The sequence below is a fragment of the Nonomuraea sp. NPDC049309 genome (assembly GCF_043196965.1).
GTDB classification, from domain to species: Bacteria; Actinomycetota; Actinomycetes; order Streptosporangiales; family Streptosporangiaceae; genus Nonomuraea; species Nonomuraea fastidiosa.
Genome location: NZ_JBICSH010000004.1, coordinates 311,845 through 336,272, shown reverse-complemented (window position 1 = coordinate 336,272; position 24,428 = coordinate 311,845). Strand labels below are relative to the sequence as shown.

Here is a 24,428-nt window from a genome sequence, read left to right as displayed (position 1 = left end):
GTGTTGTCACGTGGGAATTTACGACGCCTTGCTGGTCCTGTCGTTCGGCGGTCCCGAGGGTCCGGACGACGTGATGCCGTTCCTGGAGAACGTCGTGCGCGGCCGCGGCGTGCCGCGCGAGCGCCTGCTCGAAGTGGCCGAGCACTACCAGAGCTTCGGCGGGGTCAGCCCGATCAACCAGCAGAACCGCGACCTGGTCGAGGCGCTGCGCCAGGTCGTGGACGTGCCGGTCTACTGGGGCAACCGCAACTGGCATCCGTTCGGCGAGGACACCGTGCGGCAGATGAAGGCCGACGGCGTGCGCAAGGCCGCGGTGTTCGCCACGTCGGCGTTCGCCGGCTACTCGAGCTGCCGCCAGTACTACGAGGACATCAAGCGGATCTCCATCGAGGGCGGCCCCGAGCTGGTCAAGATGCGCCACTACGGCGACCACCCCGGGTTCGTGGCGGCGATGGCCGACCACACCAGGGCCGCACTCGAACGGCTCGGCCGCGACGACGCCAGGCTGGTCTTCACCGCCCACAGCATCCCCGTCTCCATGGCCGAGACCGCGGGCCCCGAGGGCGGCCTGTACGAGGCGCAGCTGCGCAGGAGCGCCGAGCTGGTCAACCGGGCGCTGGGCCGCACCGAGCCGTGGGACCTGGTGTGGCAGTCGCGCAGCGGCCCGCCGCAGGTGCCGTGGCTGGAGCCGGACGTCTGCGACTACCTGCGCAAGACGGACGCGCGCTCGGTGGTGCTGGTGCCGATCGGCTTCGTCTCCGACCACATGGAGGTCGTCTACGACCTCGACACCGAGGCCCGGCAGGTGGCGGCCGAGCTGAAGCTGCCCATGGAGCGGGCGGCGACGGCAGGCACGCACCCGCGTTTCGTCCAGATGGTGCGCGAGCTGATGGAGGAGCCGGAGCCGGTGCCCTGCCCGCTGACCTGCTGCCCGCCGCCGCGCAGGCGCCCGCAGGCGTAGCGCTCATCGGGCGGGCGCGCCGGGCATTTAGCCGCCGGGCGCCGGGGTCAAGCGTAGGGGTCAGGCGTAGGTCTTGGCGTAGGCGTCGGCGATCGCGAGGACCTTGTTCACGTAGTCCCACGAGTGGTTGTAGAACCAGATCGCCTTGCGCAGCCGCTCGCCGCCCTGGCCCGCCTTGTTGGCGCACAGGTAGTCGGCCGCGGCGGGCACGGCGTCGTACGGGCTCCAGATGTCCTTCTTGCCGTCGCCGTCGCCGTCCACGCCGTAGTGCTCCCAGGTGGCGGGCATGAACTGCATCGGCCCGAGCGCGCCCGCGCTCGACGGCCCGTTGTTGCGCCCGTGCCCGCTCTCCACCTGGCCGATGGCGGCGAGCACCGTCCATGACAGGCCGGGGCAGCGGGTGGCGGAGGCCTTGTACAGCTCCAGGTAGCTGCGCGGGCGGCCGACGGTGACCTGCTGCTCGGCGGGCCTGCTCTGCTGCTGTTGCTGTTGCTTCGCCGTACGGGCGGCGGCGTCGAGCAGGACGACCTGGCTGCCCTTGCCGAGCAGCTTCCGCACGCCCGCCTGGCTGATCTTGCCCTCCTTGCCGTGCAGCAGCACGGCCACGCCCTGCGCGAACCCGAGCGACCTGCCGAGGTCGGCGCTGATGATGCCGTCCACGCCGAGCAGGCCGAGGCTCGCGGATGCGGCCACGCGCAGCCTCGGTCCGCCGTCCACCTGGTAGTAGGCGCCGAGGATCATGCCGAACTTCTTCACCGCCGCCGCGTCGGCCACCAGCTCGCCCCTGGCCAGCGCGCTCCACACGGCGGGCTGGTCGGCGACCGGCTGCGGGGTCCAGGAGCGGAACTCGGCGGGGTTGACGGCCAGCAGGTTCAGCGGCGTGCCCGACACCTTGACGGCGCCGGCGTCCACCACGATCACCTTCTGCACGTGGGCCAGCTCGCCCAGCCGGAACCTGGTCTGCTTGGGCACGGTGCCCGCGGCGACGGCGAGCACCCGGGGCGGCGTCACGGTGACGCTGGGCCCGCCCTCGCCGAAGTCCTTGACCGGCTCGGCGGTGGGCACGATCTGGTCGAGGCGGGGCGCGGGGGTCTGCGCCGTCTGCTGGGGGCGGGGCCTGCGTGGAGGCTCCTGGGCGGTTCCCCGGGTGGTGCCGACCAGATCCTGATCCAGGGCGATCACGACGCCCGCGGCCGCGGCGGTGACCACGAGCACGGCGGCGACCATGAGCATGACCGCGCGGAAGCTGGGAAGACCGGACACTCGGGACACGTTAACTCACCCCGCCGCCAAATCACTTGCCATCCGGACATACAGTGCGCAATGGTTAGCCTGGGTAAGTAAGGGGGAAACGGCGTGGTCGGGCCTTACCGGGGGTTGTTCGAAAGGCCCGGGGTCAAAGCGTTCGTCCTGGCCGGGCTCATCGGCCGGATGCCGATGTCGATGCTCGGCATCGGGATCATCCTCCTGATCTCCACGCTTACCCGGTCGTACGCCACCGCCGGCGCGGTCGCCGCGACCACCAACCTCGCCTTCGCCGTGGCCGCCCCTCTGTCCGGGAGGCTGGTGGACCGGTTCGGCCAGGGCCGGGTGATCCCGCCGTTCGCGGTGCTGAACGCGATCGCGCTGGCCGCGCTCATGATCTCCGCCGGCTCAGGGCTGCCCGCCTGGACCTACTACGTCTCCGGCCTGGTCGTGGGCGCCACGTCGCTGTCGATCGGCTCGATGGTGCGGGCCCGCTGGTCGGTCATCCACGGCGGCTCAGGGCGCCTGCACACCGCGTTCGCGTTCGAGTCGGTGGCCGACGAGGTGGTCTTCGTCACCGGGCCCGCGCTGGTCACGGTGCTCGCGACCGCCGTGAACCCGTACGCCGGGCTGATCGTGGCGCTGCTGTGCATGCTGGGCGGCTGCCTGGCGCTGGCCGCGCAGCGCGGCACGCAGCCGCCCGTGCAGGAGCTGAAGTCGGGGTCGGGGACGCCGATCCTCATCCCCGGGGTGACCGTGCTCGCGGCCGTCGCGCTGGCGCTCGGCGCGATCTTCGGCTCGGTCGACCTGATCACGGTGGCGTTCGCCGACGAGCACGGGGTCAAGGGCGCGGCGGGCTTCCTGCTGGCGGCGTTCGCCGGCGGGTCGATGGTGTCGGGGCTGTGGTTCGGCTCGCGCCGCTGGCGGATCTCGCTGCGCGCCAGGTTCGTCAGGGCGCTCGCGCTGTTCGCCGTGGGGCTGGTGCCGATCATGTTCATCGGCCATCCCTGGGTCATGGCCGCCGCCCTGTTCCTCGCCGGTTTCGCCATCTCGCCCACGCTCATCACGTGCTTTTCGCTCACCGAGCGGCTGGTGCCGCAGTCGCTGCTCACCGAGGGCATGGCGTGGATCTCGACGGCGATCGGGTTCGGCGTGTCGGCCGGCTCGTGGGCGGGCGGGCGGCTCACCGAGGCGTACGGCGCCTCCGCCGCGTACGGCTTCTCCGTGGCCGCGGCCGTCGTCGCGGTGATCATCGGGATCGGTGGTTCGGGTTTGCTGAGAGTTCCCGGGGCCGCTTCACCCGCTGAGAGCTGATCCGCTACGGTCGGGAGATCCCTCGCAACACCCAACAATCTGGAAGCACTAGTCATGTCCCGACAATTGAGTTCACTTCTAGCAATCGCGGCTGTTTGCGTAACTCTCGCCCCGGCGCCGGCCATCGCCGAGGCGACCTCCGCTCCCGCCAAGGGGACCAAGACCACGACCGCCAAGAAGGCGGCGAAGACGCGGAAGCCGGTCGACTGCTCCCAGGTCAAGTGCCTCGCGCTGACCTTCGACGACGGGCCCGGCCAGTACGCGGGCAAGCTGCTCGACACGCTGAAGAAGTACGACGCCAAGGCGACGTTCTTCCTCGAGGGCCAGTACGTGAAGGCCCGCCCGCAGTTCGTCAAGCGCATGGTCGCCGAGGGCCACGAGCTCGGCAACCACAGCTACAGCCACCCCGACTTCACCAAGAGCGACGCCGGGAAGATCCGCAACGAGATCAAGAAGACGCAGGACGCGGTGAAGAAGGCCGCAGGCGTCGAGCCCAAGCTGCTGCGCCCGCCGTACGGCCTCACCGACCTGCAGGTCTCCGACATCGCCACCGAGTTCGGCATGCCGATCATCCTGTGGACGGCCGGCTCGAAGGACTGGAGCTCCAAGAACGTCAAGGCCATCCAGAAGCAGACGCTGGCGGTGGCCCAGCAGAACGGCATCATCCTGATGCACGACTGGGTCAAGCAGACCGTCGACGGGATGCCGGCGCTCATCAAGACCCTGCAGAACAAGGGCTACCACCTGGTCACGGTCTCCGAGGTGATCAAGGACCAGAAGCTCGAGCCCGGTGACGCGTTCCCGCTTCCCGAGGGCTGGGAGCAGTGAGTATCGTTCGCGTCTGACCGGACGATCTTTCGCTGGAGGGTGCTCATGGCCTTCGTCAACTGGGCGCGCAACCAGACGGGCACCCCGGCGGAAGTCCGCGTGCCGGCCTCCGCCGAGGAGGTCGCCCGCGCCGTACGCGACGCCGCAGGCTCCGGCCGCCGCGTCCGCATGGTGGGAACGGGCCACTCCTTCACCGGGGTGGCCCTCACCGACGGCATCATGCTCCGCCCCGACGCGCTCACCGGAATCGAGTCCGTCGCGGGCGACCGGGTGACCGTGCGGGCCGGCACCCCCTTGCGCGTGTTCAACGAACTGCTCGCAGAACGCGGCCTCGCCCTGGCCAACATGGGCGACATCACCGAGCAGACGGTGGCGGGAGCCGTACAGACCGGCACCCACGGCACGGGACGCGACAGCGGCGGGCTCGCCGACCAGATCGCCGGGCTGGAGATGGTGCTCGCCGACGGCACGCTCGCCACCGTCTCCCCCGGCGACGACCTCTTCGACGCCGCCCGCGTCGGCCTCGGCGCGCTCGGCATACTCACCAGCGTCACCTTCCGCGTCGAACCGGCGTTCCTGCTGCACAACCGGCGGCGCAAGCTCGCGCTCAGCGACATACTCGGCTCGCTCGACGAGCTGACCTCGCAGAACGAGCACCTCGACTTCTACTGGCTGCCGCACACCGACGCCTGCCTGGTCAAGACCAACAACCGCAGCCCCGGCCCGCCACGGCCGCCCGGCGCGTTCCGCCGCTGGCTGGACAACGTCTTCCTGGAGAACACGCTGTTCGGCGCCGCCTGCGCGCTCGGCGCCCGGCTGCCCGGCCTCATCCCGCGCATCAACGCCGTCAGCGCGGCGGCGCTCGGCGACTCCTCATCGGTCGACGCCTCGTACAAGCAGCTCACGGCGCGGCGCGACGTGCGCTTCCTGGAGATGGAGTACGCCATCCCGCGCGAGCGGCTCGGCCAGGCGCTGCGCGAGCTCCGCGACCTCATCGACCGGATGGACTGGAAGATCGGCTTCCCGGTGGAGGTGCGGGTGACGCCGCCGAGCGACGCGTGGCTGTCCACCGCGTACGGGCGCGCGACCGCGTACATCGCCTGCCACGTCTACCGGCCGACGCCCAACCCCGCCTACTTCGCCGGCGCCGAGGAGATCATGACCAGGCTCGGCGGGCGGCCCCACTGGGGCAAGCTGCACACGCGGGACGCCGCGTACCTGGCGCAGGCGTACCCGAAATTCGCTGACTTCGTGGCGCTGCGCGACCGCCTCGACCCCGACCGGCTCTTCACCAACGCCTACCTGGACACGGTCCTCGGCCCCTGACCGCTCGTGTGAGTGCGTGGCGCTCCCGGAGAGGACGGCCCGCGTTTCCGGCAGGGGCGGCCGTGGCCGAGCCGGATCAGGAGGGCGGTTGGGCGCGGTCCTGCCCGGCCGCCTCGTCCTCCTGCCCCTGCGGGGCCGACGGCGCGGCCGGGGCCTGCGGCTCCTCGGCCTCCAGAGGAGGCCCGCCGTCGCGCGACGGCGTGCTCGGCGCCTCCGACGGGTGCACGGCGCCGGAATCGCTGCCGGACTCGCTCCTGGACGGCTCCGGCCTCGGGGTGGGCCTGGCGCTCGGCTTCGTGGACGGCTGCTTCGTGGCGTCCGGCGTGGGCGTGGCGGACGGCTCAGGAGACGGGGTGTGCTCGGGCGTGCGCGTGGAGACGTAGGCGGGCGGCGCGAACCCGGTCTCACGAGGCCGCCGCTCGTGCCGCAGCTCCTGGCGCGCCTGCTGCGCCTGCGCCGGTTTCTTGCCGGTGATCTGCTCGTGCACCGTCTGATCGGTGAGCGCCTGGTAGATGAGGATGCTCCCCATGCTGACCCCGAACACGACCGCGGCCGCTGCCCCCGCCTTCACCCACGGCGGCCTGCGGCGTGCGCGCCGCTCGTCGGCATCCGTGCGCTCCCCGTCTTCTCCGTCCTCTTTGTCTTCTCTGGCGGGGTCCTCTTTGGCGGGGTCCTCTCTGGCGGCCAGCGTGCGCTGCTTGACCCGTTCCCCCGTGCGCTTCAGGTAGTGGGTGTAAACAGCCGTGCCCACGGTGCTCGACACGCTCACGACAGCGGCCCCGATCACCGTGCCGGCCACACCGAGGTACGACGCGGCCACGGCCGCCGTCACCGCGGCCAGGGCGCTGCCGAGGATCTGCGGCAGGCTCAGCTCGAACTTCGGCCGCTCGCCGCTCATCCCCCGGATCAGTCCTCTCTCGCCAAGCGTCAGGTAAAGAGCTGTCTCGTGAATAGACGCGACTGCGTGTCCTGATGTTCCTGTGAGCTGCGTGACAGGCACCCTTGTAAATCGTGCCCCGACGACTCGGCCTGCCCTCCGTGTACCTCGCCGCGGCCGTGGCAACGGCAGCCACGACCGCCGTTCCCTTGGCCATGACGCCCGCCTCCGGACTCGCCCTGCGCGACGTGCCGCAGGAGCCCGCCCGCCCCTACGTCGTCACGGCCCGCGACCGCGCGGCCGCGCGCGACCTCGTCGGCGAGGTGCGCTGGCGGGTACGCCGCTACTACACCTCGGCGCTGCCCGGCCTCGCCACCTTCCTGACGCCATCGGAACTCGCCGAGCTGCGCGCCGACCCGCGCGTACAGACGATCGAGCCCGATCGCGAGATCCACGCCCTGGCCACCCGCAGGCCCGCCCGGCGCGCCCCCGCCGCGAACGGCGGCGACGGCACCACGGTGTACGTCGTGGACAGCGGCGTCAAGGTCCGCCACGCCCGCTTCGACGATCGGGCCTGGCGGGCGTTCGACGCCACCGGCGGCACCGGGCGCGACTGCCGGGGCCACGGCACCCGCGTCGCCGCCCGTGCCCACCGCGCCGCGCCCGAGGCCGGCATCGCCTCCGTACGCGTGCTCGGCTGCGCGGGCACCGGCACCCTGTCCGACGTCCTCGCCGGGCTCGACTGGATACACCGGCACGCCCGCGGCCCCTCTGTCACCGCCCTGGCCATCGACGGCGCCGACTCCCCCGCCCTCACCAGGGCGGCGCGGTCGCTGTCCCGCTCCGGCATGTTCGTGATAGGGGCCTCCGACACCCGTGCCTGCCAAGTGACCGACGACGGGCTCGCGTACTCCGCCCGCGCCCCGCACCTGGCCGGAGTCGCCGCCCGCCACCTGGCACTTCATCCCAATTCAGGACCGGCCGCCCTGGCCGACGAGCTCGGCTGCAGGAAGGCCCGGGGTGCGATTCGCCAGAACCCTTCGCGGCCGCATAACCTCCTCATGCGCGATGGCGGGCTCTAGAGGAATGGACTCCACAAATGTGACCGGCGTCACATCGCCCTTGGGCTATCCCAGGAAGGCGATGTTCGGACATGCCGGGTACGGTGCTGGCAGGCAACCGGCACACGCGAGAGACTCAAGGGTCCGGGGGAAGAATGGCGACGCTGACGAAGGGACTCGCATGCAGGAGCTCCGACTCGTCGCGGTGAGTGAGGACGGCACTTACCTCGTCCTGGCGACTGCCGGGAGAGGGACGCGCTTCACGCTCCCCGTGGACGACCGGCTCCGTGCTGCCGTCCGCGGCAACTTCTCCCGTCTCGGCCAGTACGAGATCGAAGTGGAGAGCCCGTTGCGTCCCAAGGAGATCCAGGCCCGCATCCGCGCCGGAGAGACGGCGGAGGAGATAGCCGCGACCGCCGGGATCCCGGTCGAGCGTGTCCGCTGGTTCGAGGGGCCGGTGCTCCAGGAACGCGAATACGTCGCCCAGCAGGCGCAGCGGGTCGCCGTGCGCATGCCGGGAGAGTCCGCGCCCGGGCCCACGCTCGGCGACCTCGTGGCCGAGCGCCTCACCCGGCGCGGCGTGCCCACCGACGAGATCGACTGGGACAGCGCCAAGCGCGACGACGGCCTGTGGCGGGTCAAGCTCGGCTACGTCTGGAACGGACACACCCGCCATGCCGAGTGGCTTTTCGACCCTCGCAAGCGCCACGTGACCCCCCACGACGACGAGGCTCTGCGCCTGTCCTCCGCCGACTTCGACCCCGAGCCGCCCGTGGTCGAGGACACCACGGTGACGCCGTTCACGCCGCGGGTGGCCAAGCTGCAGCCGGTGCCGCCGCTGTCGTCCGAGACGGTGCCGTTCCCGCTGCGGCGCGAGCCCGCCGAAGAGCCCGCCGTGGGCTACGAGCCGCCCGGACGCTCGGGCGACCCCGACTCGTCCCGTCAGGACGAGTCCGAAAGCGGCGCCCGTGACGACGAGTCCACCGCCGCCCCTGGATCCGACGCCGCCCGCGACACCTCGCGTCCCGGCCCCTTCGACCCGGCCGACTTCGATCACGCCCGCGACACCTCGCGTCCCAGGCCGCTCGACCCCGCCCGCGAGACACCGCGTCCCGGGCCTTTCGACCCGCTGACCCGCGACTCCTCGCGTCCCGGGCCGGCCGCCCGCGAGCCGTTCCACCCGCCCACGCGCGACCCCGCACGTCCCGAGTCCGCCCGCGAGACCGGCCACGCCCGCCCCGGTGAGAGCTCGACCCGCCGCGGCGGGTCTTCGCCGTGGCTGCCCGACTTCAGCTCGGGCCGCGACGCCGGGGCCTCCATCTACGCCCCGGCCGACCGCACGTCCGGCACCGACGCGTCCTCCGGCACAGAGCCGGCCCGGCCCGCCGAGCCCGCAGCCGGCACAGAGCCGGCCCGCCCGGCCGACCGCGCACCCGGCACCGAGCCCGTCACGCCGCGGCACTCGCCCGCCGCCGCGTCATCCGGCTCTCCAGCCGCCACCGCACCCGCTCAGCAGGCCGCCCCGTCCCAGACCCCCGCCACCACCGCCGAGGTCGCCACGGGACAGACGTCCCAGCCGGGCACCGGCCACGCGGCCGCACCGCAGCCCGCCGCCGAGGCCAAGACCACGTCCGAGCCCGAGGCGTCCGCGGCGCAGACCAGCGCTGCCACGACCGGCACCTCGCAGACCAGCGCCACCGCAGCCGACACGCCGCAGACCAGCGCCACCACGGCTGACACGCCGCAGACCAGCGCCACCACGGCTGACACGCCGCAGACGGGCACCTCCCCGGCGGCCGCCGAACAGCCGGTGGCCGGTGCCGAGGAGACGCCGGCCGTGGCCCAGACGGGCGCGACGACGACCGAGGCCGCCGCCGCTACCGAGCCCACTGCCGCCGAGCCGACCACCGCCGAGCCCACCGCCGCCGAGCCCTCCGGAGTCGCCGAGTCCAAGGCCGAGGGCACCGCCGGCGTCCAGGCCGGTGCCGAGGCCGCGAGCGCCGCCACCCGGCCCGAGACCACGGCCACCACCACCCCCGCCGAAGCCGGGGACGGCGCGGCGGCGGACAAGGCCCAGGAAGCGGCCACCGACGCCACTGCCACGAAGGCCGAGCCCACCCCGGCCGGAACGGACGCGACCGCAACAGCCGCGCCCGCCGCCACCGGCACGGACGCAGCCGCCACAGCCGAGACCGCTGACGCCGGAACGGACACGGCCGAGACCGCCAGCGCCGAAGCGGACGCAGCCGAGCCCGCCGGCGCCGAAGCGAACGCGGCCGCAGCGGCCGCGCCTGCCGCTACGGACAAGGACGCGACCGCAGCGGCCGCGACTGCCACCACCGACGCGGACGTGGCCGCGGCGGCCGAGCCGGCGAAGACCGAGCAGGAGCAGTCCTCCGCTGCGGAGGAGCCGGCCTCGTCCGGCAAGGCGACGGTCCCCGCGCCCGCACCGGCTCAGGAGCAGCCGGCGGCGGCCGCCGAGCAGGCAGGCACCGACCACGAGAAGAAGGCGCCCGCGCCCGCCCCGGAGCCGAAGCCGCGTCCCGCTCCCAAGCCGAAGCCCGCCCCTCCGGCGGTCCCCGCGGCGCGGACGGGCAAGGACGACGGCAAGGGGGAGCCGGCCGTCCCGGTGCCTGCGCCCACGCCCGCGCCCGCGCCGAAGCCCGCCGGGCGTCGCAAGTCGCGCGGCCGCCGCGCGTCCGTGCCGACGTGGGACGAGATCATGTTCGGCGCCCGCCGCCAGGACTGACCGGGCCGGAGCCCGCCGCCCGTTCGTCGCCAGGAAGCGTTCACCAGGCAAGGGGAAACCCTCCCACTACCGCCTGCACACACTTCCACCGACGAACACCGCCGTCGCGGCCCCGGTGACACCGCCGTCGCGCCACGACCACACACGGTGCGCACGCAGCGGCCAGCCCGAACCCACGCGCCCGAGCACCCGCCCGGGCCCCGCGCCGTTCCGCGCACCCGCCGAGACCACCCATGCGCCGGCGCCCGAGCCGCGCTCGCCCGCCAGGAGCCGCGCACAGGCGCCCGCGCCGAGCCCACTCGCCCGGCAGCGCCACGCGCCCCGATCCACACACCCGCCAGGAGCCGCGCACCAGCCCCACACCGAGCCCATCCGCCACCGGCGTCGCTCATCCAGCAGTGTCACGCGCCCGACCCGAACCACCGAGACGGCGTCAGGAGCGAGTGCGGCCGTTGAGAGCCCCGACGTCACGGTCTCTGTCGCGTCCCCCGCCCCGGAGCAGCCCAGGGTTCACCGCCGCAAGCGGCCCCGCGCACGTACGGTCAGCGGTTCCGGGTGAGGAAGGGGGCGAGCCATTCCGGGGTGACCTCGCCGGCGAAGCCGACCGCCTGAGCCATGGACACGTCAACGGCCGAGTAGCCGCCCTTGCCCGCCCCGACTCCGGCGATCAGCGTGAGCACCCCGGCGCGGCGCTGGAACCAGGTCTGGCGCAGCCGCCAGCCCACCACCGCGCGGCGTTCGACCACGGCCTGGGCGCGGCGCAGCGACCCCGATCGTACGGACAGCCGCCGCCCGTCGTAGCCGTGCCCGAGCGAGGCGTACCGGTCGAGGCCGAGCGGGACGCCGGCGACGGCGAGCAGGACGGTCATGACGAGGACGACCCACCAGATCATCGTCCCGGTGAGCCAGACGCCGGCCACGCTCGCCAGGGCCGCCGCCGCCCACGGGGCGATCGCGCGGAAGAGGCGGCGCTGCCGCGCCACCGGAGGATGCGGGCGCAGGTCGCCCCGGTAGGGGCCGATGGCGTCGCCGGCGACCTGGAAGGCGACCTCGCGCGGCACGTCGGGCAGGAGCTGTCCGCGCGTCTCGGAGTCGCCGAGCCCGGTCACGATGGCCCAGACGCGTACGACGCCCGCCCAGCGTTCGGCCAGGCCGTCCACGATCTCGTAGCCGCGTACGCGCCGGGACTCCAGAGACACGCTGCGCCGGTTGATCAGCCCGCGCTCGGCCACCAGGTAGCCGGCGCGGCGCATGAGGCGGAAGTCCCAGTTGAAGACCGCGTACATGAGGCCGCCCGCGAACGGCATCGCCACCACGAGCAGCGCCGCGACGGCGAGCAGCAGGTACGGGTGCTCCCACAGCCACTGCCCCGCGCTCCAGGCGGCGTCCCTGCCGAAGCCCAGCTCGTCGCCCCATTGGAAGGCCAGCCCCACGGCACCTCCCGCGAAGGCGAACGGGGTCAGCAGGTACGCGCCGGACAGCGGCCCGTACAGCAGCCATCGGCGGGGCACGCTGATGATCGTGCGTTCTGCGGGCGGTGCGGGCTCGTGCGCCTGGGCTTGGACGGCGCCGGGGGCGGGCGGGGCCGCGCGGCGCAGGAGCACGGCCTTCAGGCGTTCCGCCTCTTCGAGGGTGACGCCGGCGAGCTTGGCCTCCTCCTCGTCGCCGCTCGCTCCCGTGTCGATCTTGAGTACGGCCAGGCCGAGCAGCCGGTGCATGGGCGGGGTGCTGATGTCCACGCCGCGGATGCGTTCCAGGGGGATGGTGCGGATCGAGCGGCTGATCAGCGAGCGCTTGGTCTCCAGGCGGTCGCCGGCGATCTCGTACGTGAACGTGGCCCACTTGACGACCGAGAAGACCACGGCCGCGATGACGCCCGTCGCCGCGAAGGCGTACGACCTGGCCGAGAAACCGCCGACGAACAGCACGCCCACCAGCGGGAGGAGGAGGGACGGGAGGGTGCGTACGGGGTCGATGAGCAGCACCTTGGGGCTGAGCCGCTGCGCCGCCCGCCCCGGCCCCTGCCACGGCCCGCGCTCCTGGCCCGGATAGGGAGCGCGCCCCTGGCCCTGTCCTGAGTACGGCCCGCCCTCCGGTCCGTACGGGGGCGGCGGCCCGGCCTGGTGGCTCCAGGCACCGGGGTGCGGCGGCGGTCCTGCGGGATGGCTCCACGCACCGGGTCCCGGCGGATGGCCTCCGTCCGCGGGATGGCCGCCGGCGTCCGGCGCAGGTGGGGTGGCCGGCCGTTCCGTGTCCCTCGGGTCGTCGTCCGGGGCGGGGTGTGGGCCGGTCATGTGGCGTCGTCCCTGAGCTGTTCGGCCCGGTGCGCGAGCTGTTCGGCGAGCTGGGCCGCCACGTGGAAGTCGAGGCCCTGGATGGTGGACGAGCCGGCGTGCGAGGCCGTGCGGATCTCCAGGGTCGCCAGCCCGAGCATGCGCTCGAACCAGCCTTGCCCCTTGTCGACCGTCTGGATGCGGCTCACCGGCACGAACACCCACTCCCTGGTCAGGAAGCCCGACCTGGCGTAGACGACGTCGCCTGACAGCTCCCAGCGGTGCACGGCGTACCGTACGAACGGCTCGGCCGCGAGGAAGGGCAGCACGACGACCGCGACCGCGAGCGGCAGCAGCCACGGGGAGCCGGCGAGCCATTCGGGCACCCACGGCCACCCGCTCCCGCCGACCCAGGTCGACACCAGCAGTGCACCGCCCACGAAGAGCACCGCGGCGACCAGCGATTCGAGCAGCCACAGCCGGATGGCCTTGGGCGAGACGCGGTTCGCCGGATCCCGCAGCGGGCCTGTTGACGTCACAAGCCCAGCTTAGGGTGCGAACCGGGCAGGAGATCGGCTCGCGTGCCCGTTGCCGACCTGCGTCGCCGCCCGGATCGGCGTGTCGGGTTCGGCGGGCGGCCGGGGCGATGCCATGCTCGATGGCGGCCGGCCGCAGGCTGTCGAGCCTGGCCACGTCGGCGGCGGCCACGTTCGTGCCAAGCCAGGCCCGGCATGCGCGTGACCGCACCACTGCGCGATCGCCTCACGCAACGTGGCCAGCCGCCGTCCGGAAGTCCCGGTGATCGCGCAACGAAGCGGCTCCGTTACCCTGTCGTACGAGCTGGCACACCTGGTTTTTCGGCCCGCCGTCCACCCCGACACCGATGTCCCCTTTATGGTGGTTAACGGACTATCTTCCGGTCATCCGACAAAAAGGCATATGTGCAGGTAGGGGAGCTTTCGTCACTCCAACCTCCGCATTCCCAGGAGGCCCCTCGCACCCCTCTCATGTGGCCAACTTCACTACCCGGATGCCGTCAATATGGCTGTTTTCGGATCCTTTACCGAGCACGGACCATCGAGAAACGGTCTGCGCACCGCCGAGAGCCGCGTAGCATCGTCCGGCATGGGGCTGTGTACCACGGCATCACGCGTGCGACGCGCCGCCGCCATCGTGACGGCGGTAGGTGTCGCGTTCGCCTTGTCAGGTTGCGGCAGCCTCGGCTTCATCGGCAGATCCCAGGCGAAGGACATCGCCGAGATCAACGTCACGAGTCCTGAGCTGCGCGAGGGCAAGCCGCTGCCCAGCGAATACTCCTGCAAGGGCGACCAGGGCAGCCCGCCGCTGCGCTGGTCGAGCCAGCCGCTGTCCGAGGCGAGGTCGATCGCGATCGTGGTCGACAGCCACACCGGGTCGGACTCCGCCGTGCACTGGGTGATCTACAACATCCCGGCGACCACGACCGAGCTGGGCCCCAACGCCGCGGCCGACCCGCCGGAAGGCTCCGGCCAGGCGAAGGTGACCAGCGGTCGCGAGGGTTACGAGCCGCCTTGCGACACGAAGGCGAGCTACCGGTTCACCGTCTACACGCTGGACGACCGGGTCGAGCTCGACGAGGGCCCGGAGCTTCCCCAGATCTTGAAGGAGATCGCCAACAAGACGATCGCCCGAGGGCGGCTGACGGCGGTGGGCATCGAGTGAGACCCCGAACACGGCATGTAGTGCCGGTGTACCAATTCTTCACGTAGGGTGTGACAACTCTCATACCGGTCCGACACAATCAGATCCAATCGTTAGGCGCTGGTGATCAAAGGGGGCAGATCGCGTCGATGGCCGCGCGATCTCACCGGCGCCAGAGAGAGGCCATGGCTTTGAGGGTGGTGCAATGATCGCGGTCGTAGTGAGCTTGGTCGCTGTCGTGCTCCTCGTGCTCGTCGTCGTGGCACTGGGCATGCGTTCGATGAACCGCAGGGAGAGCTCGCTTCCTCCGGAACGGCTGAAGGAGATGGCCGAGAAAGAGGAGAAGACCAAGACGCGCTCCACGGACGAGTTCGCCAAGCACGAACCGCGGATGACCAACTTCAGCCCCGACTTCAGCCCGATCGACGCGCCGAAGCAGAAGCCGGTGCGCACCGGGCAGCGTGGCCGTCGTGGCGTCGACGAATGGGGCAACCCGGTCAACGACGACGATGACGAGGAGTTTTGGGCCAGCATCCGCAGCGAGGCGGAAGAGGGCGGTTTCGGTGCCGGGGGCACCGTCGCCGCAAGGAAGGCCTCCTCCTCTTCCTCGCGTTCCGCCGACCGCCCCACAGAGCGCACCTCCGAGCGCGAGCAGCGCACCGCCGCCCAGGCCGACAGACCGGCCGCACGTCCCTCCGGACGGTCCGGCGAGCGCCCCGCCAAGCGTTCCCGCCCGGCCAGGCCGCAGCCCGCCACCGCCTCCGCCGACCCCGACGCGACCACCGTTCAGGCTCCCCTCCCTCAGCGCCAGCCCTCCTCCCAGCGCCAGTCCCCCTCGCAGCGCCAGTCCTCTACGCAGCGCCAGCCCGCCGCCGCCAACCTCGCCGACCTCGTCGAGCCGCAGAAGCGCGTCCCCAGCCAGGCCGAGCTCGCCGACCAGCGCACCGTGACGTTCGCCGCGCCGACCGCCGACGTGATGAGCATCCTCGGCCCGGGCGCCCAGCCCGTGCCCGCCCCCACGCCCCCCGAGCCGCCCACCAGGCCCGCTCCCGTGGCCTCCAGCGGCGTCTCGTCCAACCAGTCCGCCACCGGCGGCTACGGCGCGAGCAGCACGGCCGGCGGTTCCTATCCCGCCACCCCCGCGGCGACCGGCAGCGGCTCGTTCCCCGCGGCCGGCCCCACCTCCAGCGGCAGCTTCCCGGCCACGCCCGCCGCGCCGATCCACGGGGCGCCGACGAGCGATCCGTTCCCCGCGTACGGCGACACGCCCGACCCGCTCGGCACCGGCTACGGCAGCGGCGCCTCCAGGCCGGCGGCGAGCACCGCGTCCGGCTCGTGGCCCGTATCGCCCTCGCCCGACATCCTCGACGACCCCGCGCCGAGCAGCGGCGCGTCCTACGGCGGCGGGACCTCCTGGCCGGCGTTCGAGCAGCCCGCGTCCCGCTCGTCCTACCCCGCCACGTACGAGGTGAGCTCCGGCTACGCCGTGGCCGACGACTCCGACCCGCTCACCGGCCCCTCCCCCGCCGGCGGCACCCCGACCGTGCCCGGCCGTGCGGTCTCCAACTACGACGTGCTGTCCGCGCCGACGCCGCCTCCCGCGCAGCCCGCGTCGCCGTTCGCGATGGGCGCGTACGAGACGGGCGACATCACCACCAGCCCCGCCTCCGCCTCATGGCCCGAGCCTCCGTCTTCGGAGACCGGCCGCTCCTCCTACAGCAGGGGGCGCAGGAGCGGCAGCCACCGCAGGGCGAACCCCGATCAGGATCTTCCGCACGATTACTACCGGTGATCTTTCGTACTCATTAATCCGTAAAACCAGCGTGACGCCCTTCTCAAGCAGGGGCGACGGAGCACTAGGGTTTGCTCCATGTTCCGCGACACGAAGAGTAGCTGGCCGAGCACCCTCCGCCACGACGTGCCGGCCTCGCTCGTGGTCTTCCTCGTCGCGGTGCCCCTGTCCCTGGGCATCGCGATGGCCTCGGGGGCGCCTCTCGTCGCCGGTCTGATCGCCGCGGTGGTCGGCGGGATCGTGGCGGGCGCCCTGGGCGGATCCGCGGTACAGGTGAGCGGCCCGGCCGCGGGCCTGTCGCTGGTGGTCGTGGATCTCGTCCACACCTACGGCTGGCGGGCCACCTGCATGATCACCCTGCTGGCGGGGGCCGTGCAGCTGGTGCTGGGGGTGTTCAAGGCGGCCAGGGCGGCGCTGGTGGTCTCGCCCGCGGTGATCCACGGCATGCTCGCCGCCGTCGGTGTGATCATCGCTCTCGCGCAGCTGCACATCGTGCTCGGCGGCAGCTCCCAGCGGTCGGCCGTGGCCAACCTGGTGGAGCTGCCCGGCCAGATCGCGAACCTGCACGGCCACAAGGTCGCGGTCGGCGTGCTCACGATCCTGGTGCTCGCCCTGTGGACGCGGCTGCCCCGGCGGGTCAAGGCGGTGCCCGCGCCGCTGGCGGCGCTGTTCGTGGCGGCGGTCACGGCGTGGGCGTTCGGCTGGGACGTGACGCGGGTCGATCTGTCCGGCAGCATGACCGAATGGGCGTTCCCGGTGCTGCCGCAGGGCGACTGGCACGTGGTGGTGGGCGCGGTGCTGCTGGTGGCGCTGCTCGCGGGCTGCGAGTCGCTGCTGTGCTGCGTGGCCGTGGACGGCATGCACACCGGCCGCAGGGCCGATCTCGACCAGGAGCTGACCGGTCAGGGCGTGGCCAACATGGTCTCCGGCGCGCTCGGCGGGCTCCCGATCGCCGGGGTGATCGTGCGCAGCCGCGCGAACGTGCAGGCGGGCGGGCGCACCCGATGGTCGGCGATCCTGCACGGGGTGTGGGTGCTGGTGTTCGCGTTCGGCTTCGGCTGGACGATCACGCTGATCCCGCTGGAGGCGCTCGCGGCGTTGCTGGTCTCCATCGGCGTCCAGATGGTGAACCTCGGCCATATCAAGAAGGTGCACGGGCACGGCGAGGTGCCGGTGTACGTCGTGACGATGTTGGGGGTCATCCTGCTCGGGCTCGCCGAAGGCGTGCTGGCGGGGCTGGCGCTGGCCGCGCTGCTGGCGCTGCGCCGCCTCACCATGCTGACGGTGCTCAAGAGCGAGGAGCGCGACGGGCGGCTGCGGGTGACGATCTCGGGGTCGCTGACGTTCCTCGGCGTGCCGAGGCTGACCCACGAGCTGCGGGCCGTCCCCGCCGGCACCCATGTGGACCTCGACCTGAACATCGACTTCATGGACAACGCCGCCTTCGAGGCCCTGCACTCCTGGCGTCTCGACCACGAGCGCCTGGGCGGCACCGTGGACATCGACGAGCTGCACGACGAGTGGTACACGCTGGCCGCGAGCGGCGGCCGTACGCTGCCGAAGAGGTCGCCGCTGAAGGCGCCCGACCGGTCGTGGCTGCCGTGGGCGCACCGGCGCCGCCCCGCGTCCGCGCCGCCCGACGACGCGGGGGACGAGTGCCAGCTCACCGCGGGGGCGCGGGAGTTCCACCGGCGTACGGCGCCGCTCGTGCGCCCGATCTTCACCGAGCTGGCGCGCAAGCAGCAGCCCTCGCACCTGTTCATCACCTGCGCCGACTCCAGGATCGTGCCCAGCCTGATCACCGCGAGCGGGCCCGGCGACCTGTTCACCGTGCGCAACATCGGCAACCTCGTCCCGCGCAGGGGCGCGGAGCCGCACGACGACTCGGTGGTGGCCGCCATCGAGTACGCCACGCAGGTGCTCAACGTCCGCACCATCACCGTGTGCGGGCACTCGGGCTGCGGGGCGATGGCGGGCATCCTGAGCGCCGGCGTGAAGGCGGGCAGCCTGCCGGGGCTGCGGCGGTGGCTGCGGCACGGGTACCACAGCCTGGCCACGTTCATCGAGCGCGAGGGCGACCGGCTGCACAGCGGGGCGCTGGACGTGCTGTGCCGGGTGAACGTGCAGCAGCAGCTGGAGAACCTGCGCACCTACCGGAAGATCGACGAGCAGGTCAGGGCGGGCAAGCTGGAGCTGGTCGGGCTGTACTTCGACATCGGCTCGGCGCGCGTCCACAAGGTGCCGCCGCTGCGGCCCGTCACACCGTACGCGGACGAGCCCTCCCGCAGGCTCGTGACCGCCGAGCACGCGACGAGCCAGGTTCTGAGTGATCCTCCACAGACCGGGCACGCCGGGCGGGGTTGAGGTCGCGGTGCCGGCGAGGGCCGCCCGATGCCCACGGCGTTCCTCGCCACGCCGGTCCTGGCTCCCAGGGGCCGGAGGGGCGGACGCGGCCGCCGTTGGGTGGCAGGGCGGCCGCCTCCGCCCCTCGCCGCTGCCGGATGGCAGGGCGGCCGCCTCCGCCCCTCGCCGCTGTGTCAGAGCCGTCTCCGCCCCTCATCGGCGCATACGGGGCATGCTGGACACATGGCTACTACGTCTCGCACCGAGTTCCAGCATCCCCGCTTCGCCCAGGCGTACGTGCGGGTTTCCGAGCTGGCCGACCGGCGCGGTGCGTACGAGCACCGCCGCCGCCTGCTGGCCGGCCTCCAGGGGCGGGTGATCGAGATCGGCGCGGGGAACGGCCGCAACTTCCCCCACTACCCGCCCGCCGTCACGGAGGTGGTGGCGGTGGAGCCGGACGACACGCTGCGCGCCCACGCGGCCGAGCAGGCGCGGTCGGCGCCGGTGCCGGTGTCCGTGGTGCCCGGCCACGCGGGCGCCCTCCCGGCCGATGACGACACGATGGACGCCGCCGTCGTCTCGCTCGTCCTGTGCTCGGTGCCGGAGCAGCGGAGCGCGCTCGCGGAGATCGTACGGGTGCTCGCCCCCGGCGGCCGCCTGCACTTCTACGAGCACGTACGCTCCCCGCGCCGCCCGATCGCCGTCCTCCAGGACCTGATCACCCCCGCCTGGCGCCGCGCGGCCGGCGGCTGCCACCCCAACCGCGACACGCTGGCGGAGATCGAGCGGGCCGGCTTCGAGGTGGCCTGGATCGACCGCTTCCGCTTCGCCCCGAACCCGCCGGTCCCACCCCACACCCACATCCTCGGCGCCGCCGTACTGAAGCGCTGACCTGCGGCGGCGGGTCGGCCCACGGCGGATACCCCTGAGTCACCAGCCGCCCGGCCGGCCGCCTCGTCGCCCACGGCCCGTCAGCCGCCACGAAGACACCCACGACCGCCACGGGCCAAGCACCAGCGCCGAGCCTCGGCATGGGCGGCCGAGGCTTTCGCCGCAGGCCCGGGGAAGACACCGAGGCTTTCGCCGTAAGGCAGAGGAAGAAGGGATGGGGGACGAGTCGGCCTGTAGGCCGGGTTCTGTCCTTCTTGCGAAGGGGCGGCCATCCATCTAGGACCGCCGTTGCCGGCGGCCTCAAGCGGTCTACCCGCGCGACTCGGGCGGGCAACCCTCAAGCGTCGCGCGCGGGACACCCCGAAGGGAGTCCCTTCTTGACCTTGCTCCGGGTGGGGTTTACCGAGCCGCCTGCGTCACCGCAGGCGCTGGTGGTCTCTTACACCACCCTTTCACCCTTACCTTCCGGCCGAGACCGGAAGGCGGTCTGCTTTCTGTGGCACTTTCCCGCGGGTCACCCCGGGTCGGTGTTACCGACCACCCTGCCCTGTGGAGCCCGGACCTTCCTCGGCGGGCCCGCAGGCCCGACGCGGCCGCCCGGCCGACTCGTCTGCAGGAGGGTATCAAACCCTCGGTCATCCACCGTCAACGGCGAGATGTGATCGCTTATGCCCGGGGCCGTGCCGGGCCCCGGGCGAGGTCAGCGGAGGTGGGCCGTGTCGTTGAAGCCCTTCACGACGGCGGGGCCGTCGGCGTAGTACTCGATCAGCGACAGGCACGCCAGGTCGAGGTGCATCCGGTAGATGGCCTGCAGCGGGGCTGTGAGCGCGTCCTGGAGGAGCATCTTGATCGGCGTGACGTGGGAGACCGCGAGCACGGTGCGGCCCTCGTACCGCTCGATCAGGCGCTCTCTGGCCGCCCGCACGCGGCGGGCCGTCTCCGCGAAGCTCTCGCCGCCAGGCGGGGCCGCATCGGGGTCGGAGAGCCAGGCGTTCAGCTCGGCGGGCCAGCGGCGCTGGACCTCTGTGAACGTGTGGCCCTCCCACGCGCCGAAGTCGGCCTCCCTGAGGTCGTCCCACACCTCCACGTCGAGGCCCGTCCGCTCGGCGACCGCCTGCGCGGTCTGGCGGGCGCGCTTCAGCGGCGAGGAGACGATGACGTCCAGCCGGTACGGCTCCCGCGCCAGCCGCTCGGCCGCCGCCGACGCCTGGGCCAGGCCGCTCGCCGTCAGCTCGGCGTCGCCGCGGCCGGAGAAGCGGCGTTCGACGGACAGCTCGGTCTCGCCGTGGCGGAGCAGGAGCAGCGAGGTGGCGACGCGGGTGGGCGGGGCCCAGCCGGTGCCGGTGCCCTCGCCCGTGCGCCGGGCCGTCGGCTGCCGGGCCTGCTGGGCCGTGGCGACGGAGGCCGTGGGGGCGGACAGCTCGGCGACGTCGCCCGCATCGAGGAGGTCGGTCTGCTTCGGCACCGGCGGCGCCGACGGCACCGACGGCGCGGCCGTACTCGATGCCCCCGCTGAACCGGGCGCGGCGCCGCCCGCCTTCCACGCAAGGCCCTGGGCGGCGGCGTCCATGGCCTCGTTGGCCAGGCGGTCGGCGTGCTGGTTGCGCTCGCGCGGGATCCACGTCCACTCGGTCACCCGCAGCCGCCTGACCAGCGCGCCCGCCTCGGCGGCCAGCGGGCGCAGGCCCTCGTTCTTGATCTTCCAGCGGCCCGCCATCTGCTCGATGACGAGCTTGGAGTCCATGCGTACGGCCACCTCCGCGCCTTCGCCGCCCAGGTCGAGCGCGGCGCGCAGGCCGGCGATCAGCCCGCGGTACTCGGCGACGTTGTTGGTCGTGACGCCGATCGCCTCGGCCGCCTCCGCCAGGACCTGCCCGTCGGAGGCGTCTTTGACGACCGCGCCGTAACCGGCCGGGCCCGGGTTGCCGCGCGAGCCGCCGTCGGCCTCGACGATGTAGGAGGTCACAGGCCCGACTCTGCGGTGCGGACGAGGATGCGGCGGCACTCCTCGCACCGGAGCACCTCGTCGTGGGGGGCGGCCTTGATGGCGTTCATCTCGGCGATGGACAGCGCCACCTTGCAGCCCTGGCACCGGCCGCCGCGCAGCATGGCCGCGCCGATGCCGTACTGCTCCCTGAGCTTCTCGTAGAGCTTGAGCAGGTCGGCGGGGATGTCGCCGGCGACGGTCGCGCGGCGGCCCTGGACCTCGGCCACCTCCTTCTCGATCTCGGCGAGCGCGGCGTCGCGGCGCTCCTCGGCGGCCGCCAGCTCGGCCTTGACCTGCTCGCGCTGGGCGATCAGGTCGGTGACCTTGGTGTCGGCGGCCTCGCGGCGTTCCATGATCTCGAGAACGACCTCTTCCAGGTCGCCCTGCCGCTTGTGCAGCGAGGCGATCTCGGACTGCAGGCTCGCGAGGTCGCGCGGCGAGGTGACGGCCCCGGAGTCGAGGCGCTTCTGGTCGCGCTCGGCACGGGTGCGTACGGCATCGACGTCGCTTTCGGCCTTGGCCTGCTCGCGTGCCAGGTCGCCCGCCTCGGTCTCGGCCTCGATCACCTGGGTGACGAGCCTGGCGTACTGCTTGGAGCGCTCGTCGATCTCGGCCAGCTCGGGCAAGGTGCGGCGGCGATGGGCCAGCCGGTCAAGCGTGGTGTCGAGCTCTGCCAGGTCGAGCAGTCGCTTCTGTGCCTCAGGGGCTGCTTTCATGATCAATATCCTCTTGTCCAAGCATCGGTGACCGTGGCGGAGACACGCGTTTCAACGTTAACGCCACTCTCGCGCAGGATGGACGCCGCGCTGTCGAGCCAGGGCCACTCGGTCGCCCAGTGCGCGGCGTCGATCAGCGCGGGGCCGCCCGCCTCCACGAACTCGCTGGCGGGGTGGTGGCGCAGGTCGGCGGTGAGGAAGACGTCGACGCCCGCGGCCCTGGCCGCGCCCAGCAGGGAGTCGCCCGCTCCCCCGCTGACCGCGACGCGCCGCACGGGGCGCGCGGGGTCGCCGGCCACGCGGATGCCCCACGACGTGCGGGGCAGGCCCTTGGCCACGCGTTCGGCGAACTCCTCCAGCGTCGTCTCCCCGGGCGGCTCGCCGATGCGGCCGAGCCCGCGCCACGGGTCGTCGGGGAACGGCTGGAGCGGCACGAGGTCACCGGTGAGCCCGACCGCCCTGGCCAGGGCGTCGGAGACGCCGGGGTTGGCCACGTCGGCGTTGGTGTGTGCGGTGTAGAGGGCGATGTCGTTCTTGATCAGGGTGTGGACGAGGCGGCCCTTGGGCGTGGTGGTGGCCACGGTGGTGGTGCCGCGCAGGTAGAGGGGGTGGTGGGTGACGATCAGGTCGGCGCCCCACTCCAGCGCCTCGTCGGCCACGGCGGCGACCGGGTCGACCGCGAACAGCACCCGCCGCACCTCCTGCGCCGGATCTCCGCTGACCAGCCCCACCGCGTCCCACGACTCGGCCCGGGCGGGCGGATAGGCCGCCTCGAGCACTCCGATCACGTCATTCAACGTCACAGCAGCCACCTGCGCAGACTACCGGTACGCGGGAGATCGAGGGGTGTCGCGGCGGCGGCGTTCGGCGTAATGTAAGTGGATCCTGACTTGCGGAGGACGGGCATGGCGCCACGCGTCGCGATCATCGGAGCGGGTTTCGGCGGGCTGTGCATGGCGATCCGGCTGGAGAAGGCCGGGATCCGCACGTTCAGCGTCTTCGAGAAGGCGGACGATCTCGGCGGCACGTGGCGGGACAACACCTATCCCGGGGCGGGGTGCGACATTCCCTCGCATCTGTATTCGTACTCATTCGAAAAGTACTCGAGCTGGACGCGGCGCTACCCCGAGCAGCCGGAAATCCTCGGCTATCTCCACCACTGCGCCGATAAATACGACGTCAGGCGGAAAATCCGGTTACGGACGGAGGTGCGGCGGGCGGTCTTCGCGGACGGCGCCTGGCACGTCACCACGTCGTCGGCGGAAGGCGAGCGTACGGAGACGTTCGACGTGGTCGTCATGGCGGTGGGGCAGCTCAACCGGCCCAGCCTGCCGGACATCTCCGGCATGGACGACTTCGCGGGGGTCGCCTTCCACTCTGCCCGCTGGAACCACGACCACGATCTCACCGGCAGGCGCGTCGCGGTGATCGGCACCGGTTCGTCGGCGGCCCAGCTCGTGCCGCGGGTCGCGGAGCGGGCCGCGCACCTGTACCTCTTCCAGCGCACGCCCAACTGGGTGATCCCCAAGCCGGACGCCGTGTTCGGGCCGGTCGCGCGGCTGGCGTTCCGCTTCGTGCCCGGGTTGCAGCGGGCGTACCGCGAATGGATCTACCGGTACGCCGAGAGCACCCTCTACCCGGCGCTGGCACGCGGCTGGAGCGAGGGGCTGCTCAGGCAGCGGGCGCTGCGCCACCTGCGCGACCAGGTGCCCGACCCCGAGCTGCGGGCCAAGCTCACCCCCGGCTACCCGCCCGGCTGCAAGCGGGTGATCATCGACAGCTCCTTCTATCCGGCGCTGACCAGGCCGAACGTGTCGCTGGTGACCGATCCCATCGCGCGCATCACCCCCAAGGGCGTCGAGACCGGTGCGGGCACGTACGAGGTGGACACCATCGTGTACGCCACCGGTTTCAAGAGCACCGAGTTCCTGACGCCGATCGAGGTGATCGGGCGCGAGGGGCGCTCGCTGCACGAGCGGTGGAAGGACGGCGCGGAGGCGTACCTCGGCATCTCCGTGCCGGGCTTCCCCAACCTCTTCATGCTGTACGGGCCCAACACCAACCTCGGGCACAACTCCATCGTCTTCATGATCGAGTGCCAGGTGGCGCACATCATGGCGTGTCTGCCGTACCTCGGCAGGTCAGGGCCCATCGAGGTGCGGCCCGAGGCGATGGCCGCCTGGCGGCGGCAGCTGGATGCGGCCATGAGCACGATGGTGTGGGGCGCGGGCTGCCGGAGCTGGTACAAGACGCCCGACGGGCGCGTGACGAACAACTGGCCGGGGCCCACCACGCTGTACCGCAGGCTGACCGCCAGGCCGCCGGAGCCCGCGTACCGGCCCGTCGGAGCAGGGTAGGACCCGCCCGGCCGGCACCCACCCAGCC

At 72.5% G+C, this 24,428-nt stretch carries 18 protein-coding genes and 1 other RNA gene; 11 read left to right on the top strand and 8 right to left on the bottom strand.

Annotation, left to right across the window (positions count from 1 at the left end):
* The first annotated feature begins 10 nt into the window (after positions 1 to 10).
* A complete protein-coding gene (locus ACGFIM_RS26610) occupies positions 11 to 961 on the top strand; it encodes a ferrochelatase (RefSeq protein ID WP_393204927.1) in 951 nt (316 codons plus the stop codon).
* Between the two features lie 60 nt (positions 962 to 1,021).
* Here the strand turns inward: ACGFIM_RS26610 and ACGFIM_RS26605 are convergent, their stop codons facing one another.
* Entirely contained in the window at positions 1,022 to 2,224 is a 1,203-nt protein-coding gene (locus ACGFIM_RS26605; protein ID WP_393204924.1) for a lytic transglycosylase domain-containing protein, read from the bottom strand.
* 93 nt (positions 2,225 to 2,317) lie between these two features.
* On the opposite strand from ACGFIM_RS26605, the gene ACGFIM_RS26600 reads away from it, so the two are divergent.
* From ACGFIM_RS26600 to ACGFIM_RS26590, 3 genes are read left to right on the top strand one after another with little or no spacing between them, the layout of a single operon-like run.
* The gene (locus ACGFIM_RS26600) at positions 2,318 to 3,520 is read left to right on the top strand and encodes an MFS transporter (protein ID WP_393204921.1); all 1,203 of its coding nucleotides are present in this window, start codon (positions 2,318 to 2,320) and stop codon (positions 3,518 to 3,520) included.
* Positions 3,521 to 3,574: 54 nt separating this feature from the next.
* On the top strand, positions 3,575 to 4,348 hold the full coding sequence (locus tag ACGFIM_RS26595) for a polysaccharide deacetylase family protein (protein WP_393204918.1): 774 nt from the start codon (positions 3,575 to 3,577) through the stop codon (positions 4,346 to 4,348).
* A 45-nt stretch (positions 4,349 to 4,393) separates the two neighbouring features.
* The gene (locus ACGFIM_RS26590) at positions 4,394 to 5,674 is read left to right on the top strand and encodes a D-arabinono-1,4-lactone oxidase (RefSeq protein ID WP_393204916.1); all 1,281 of its coding nucleotides are present in this window, start codon (positions 4,394 to 4,396) and stop codon (positions 5,672 to 5,674) included.
* 76 nt (positions 5,675 to 5,750) lie between these two features.
* On the opposite strand, the gene ACGFIM_RS26585 is transcribed toward ACGFIM_RS26590, so the two are convergent.
* Positions 5,751 to 6,572 carry a hypothetical protein gene (locus ACGFIM_RS26585; RefSeq protein ID WP_393204913.1) on the bottom strand — a complete coding sequence of 274 codons (822 nt, stop codon included), beginning with the start codon at positions 6,570 to 6,572 and terminating at the stop codon, positions 5,751 to 5,753.
* Positions 6,573 to 6,685: 113 nt separating this feature from the next.
* Here ACGFIM_RS26585 and ACGFIM_RS26580 point away from each other — a divergent pair, with 113 nt between their 5' ends.
* Positions 6,686 to 7,633, top strand: coding sequence for a protease inhibitor I9 family protein (locus ACGFIM_RS26580; RefSeq protein WP_393204910.1), 948 nt, complete (start codon positions 6,686 to 6,688; stop codon positions 7,631 to 7,633).
* A gap of 160 nt (positions 7,634 to 7,793) precedes the next feature.
* Positions 7,794 to 10,361, top strand: a complete 2,568-nt coding sequence (sepH, locus tag ACGFIM_RS26575; RefSeq protein WP_393204907.1) for a septation protein SepH — start codon at positions 7,794 to 7,796, stop codon at positions 10,359 to 10,361.
* A gap of 542 nt (positions 10,362 to 10,903) precedes the next feature.
* On the opposite strand, the gene ACGFIM_RS26570 is transcribed toward sepH, so the two are convergent.
* Positions 10,904 to 12,655, bottom strand: coding sequence for a PH domain-containing protein (locus tag ACGFIM_RS26570; protein ID WP_393204904.1), 1,752 nt, complete (start codon positions 12,653 to 12,655; stop codon positions 10,904 to 10,906).
* Positions 12,652 to 13,173: a PH domain-containing protein gene (locus tag ACGFIM_RS26565; protein ID WP_393204901.1), complete on the bottom strand. Its 522-nt coding sequence runs from the start codon at positions 13,171 to 13,173 to the stop codon at positions 12,652 to 12,654. The genes ACGFIM_RS26570 and ACGFIM_RS26565 overlap by 4 nt, the downstream gene beginning before the upstream one ends.
* A 586-nt stretch (positions 13,174 to 13,759) precedes the next feature.
* Between ACGFIM_RS26565 and ACGFIM_RS26560 the strand changes: the two genes are divergently transcribed.
* The 4 genes from ACGFIM_RS26560 to ACGFIM_RS26545 all read left to right on the top strand — a co-directional run bounded on the left by ACGFIM_RS26560 (position 13,760) and on the right by ACGFIM_RS26545 (position 19,340).
* Complete coding sequence (locus tag ACGFIM_RS26560; protein WP_393204898.1) at positions 13,760 to 14,335, top strand: YbhB/YbcL family Raf kinase inhibitor-like protein; 576 nt, start codon at positions 13,760 to 13,762, stop codon at positions 14,333 to 14,335.
* Positions 14,336 to 14,534: 199 nt separating this feature from the next.
* The gene (locus ACGFIM_RS26555; RefSeq protein WP_393204895.1) at positions 14,535 to 16,106 is read left to right on the top strand and encodes a hypothetical protein; all 1,572 of its coding nucleotides are present in this window, start codon (positions 14,535 to 14,537) and stop codon (positions 16,104 to 16,106) included.
* A 78-nt stretch (positions 16,107 to 16,184) separates the two neighbouring features.
* On the top strand, positions 16,185 to 18,470 hold the full coding sequence (locus ACGFIM_RS26550) for a SulP family inorganic anion transporter (RefSeq protein ID WP_393204892.1): 2,286 nt from the start codon (positions 16,185 to 16,187) through the stop codon (positions 18,468 to 18,470).
* Positions 18,471 to 18,692: 222 nt separating this feature from the next.
* A complete protein-coding gene (locus ACGFIM_RS26545; protein WP_393204889.1) occupies positions 18,693 to 19,340 on the top strand; it encodes a class I SAM-dependent methyltransferase in 648 nt (215 codons plus the stop codon).
* 218 nt (positions 19,341 to 19,558) lie between these two features.
* On the opposite strand, the gene rnpB is transcribed toward ACGFIM_RS26545, so the two are convergent.
* The 4 genes from rnpB to ACGFIM_RS26525 form a co-directional block, all read right to left on the bottom strand.
* Positions 19,559 to 19,949, bottom strand: an RNA gene (gene rnpB / locus ACGFIM_RS26540) — RNase P RNA component class A.
* 91 nt (positions 19,950 to 20,040) lie between these two features.
* Positions 20,041 to 21,306 carry a bifunctional RNase H/acid phosphatase gene (locus tag ACGFIM_RS26535; RefSeq protein ID WP_393204886.1) on the bottom strand — a complete coding sequence of 422 codons (1,266 nt, stop codon included), beginning with the start codon at positions 21,304 to 21,306 and terminating at the stop codon, positions 20,041 to 20,043.
* A complete protein-coding gene (locus tag ACGFIM_RS26530) occupies positions 21,303 to 22,043 on the bottom strand; it encodes a zinc ribbon domain-containing protein (protein ID WP_393204883.1) in 741 nt (246 codons plus the stop codon). The genes ACGFIM_RS26535 and ACGFIM_RS26530 overlap by 4 nt, the downstream gene beginning before the upstream one ends.
* Positions 22,044 to 22,045: 2 nt before the next feature.
* The gene (locus ACGFIM_RS26525; protein ID WP_393204880.1) at positions 22,046 to 22,846 is read right to left on the bottom strand and encodes a Nif3-like dinuclear metal center hexameric protein; all 801 of its coding nucleotides are present in this window, start codon (positions 22,844 to 22,846) and stop codon (positions 22,046 to 22,048) included.
* 102 nt (positions 22,847 to 22,948) lie between these two features.
* On the opposite strand from ACGFIM_RS26525, the gene ACGFIM_RS26520 reads away from it, so the two are divergent.
* On the top strand, positions 22,949 to 24,400 hold the full coding sequence (locus ACGFIM_RS26520; RefSeq protein WP_393204877.1) for a flavin-containing monooxygenase: 1,452 nt from the start codon (positions 22,949 to 22,951) through the stop codon (positions 24,398 to 24,400).
* Positions 24,401 to 24,428 lie beyond the last annotated feature (28 nt).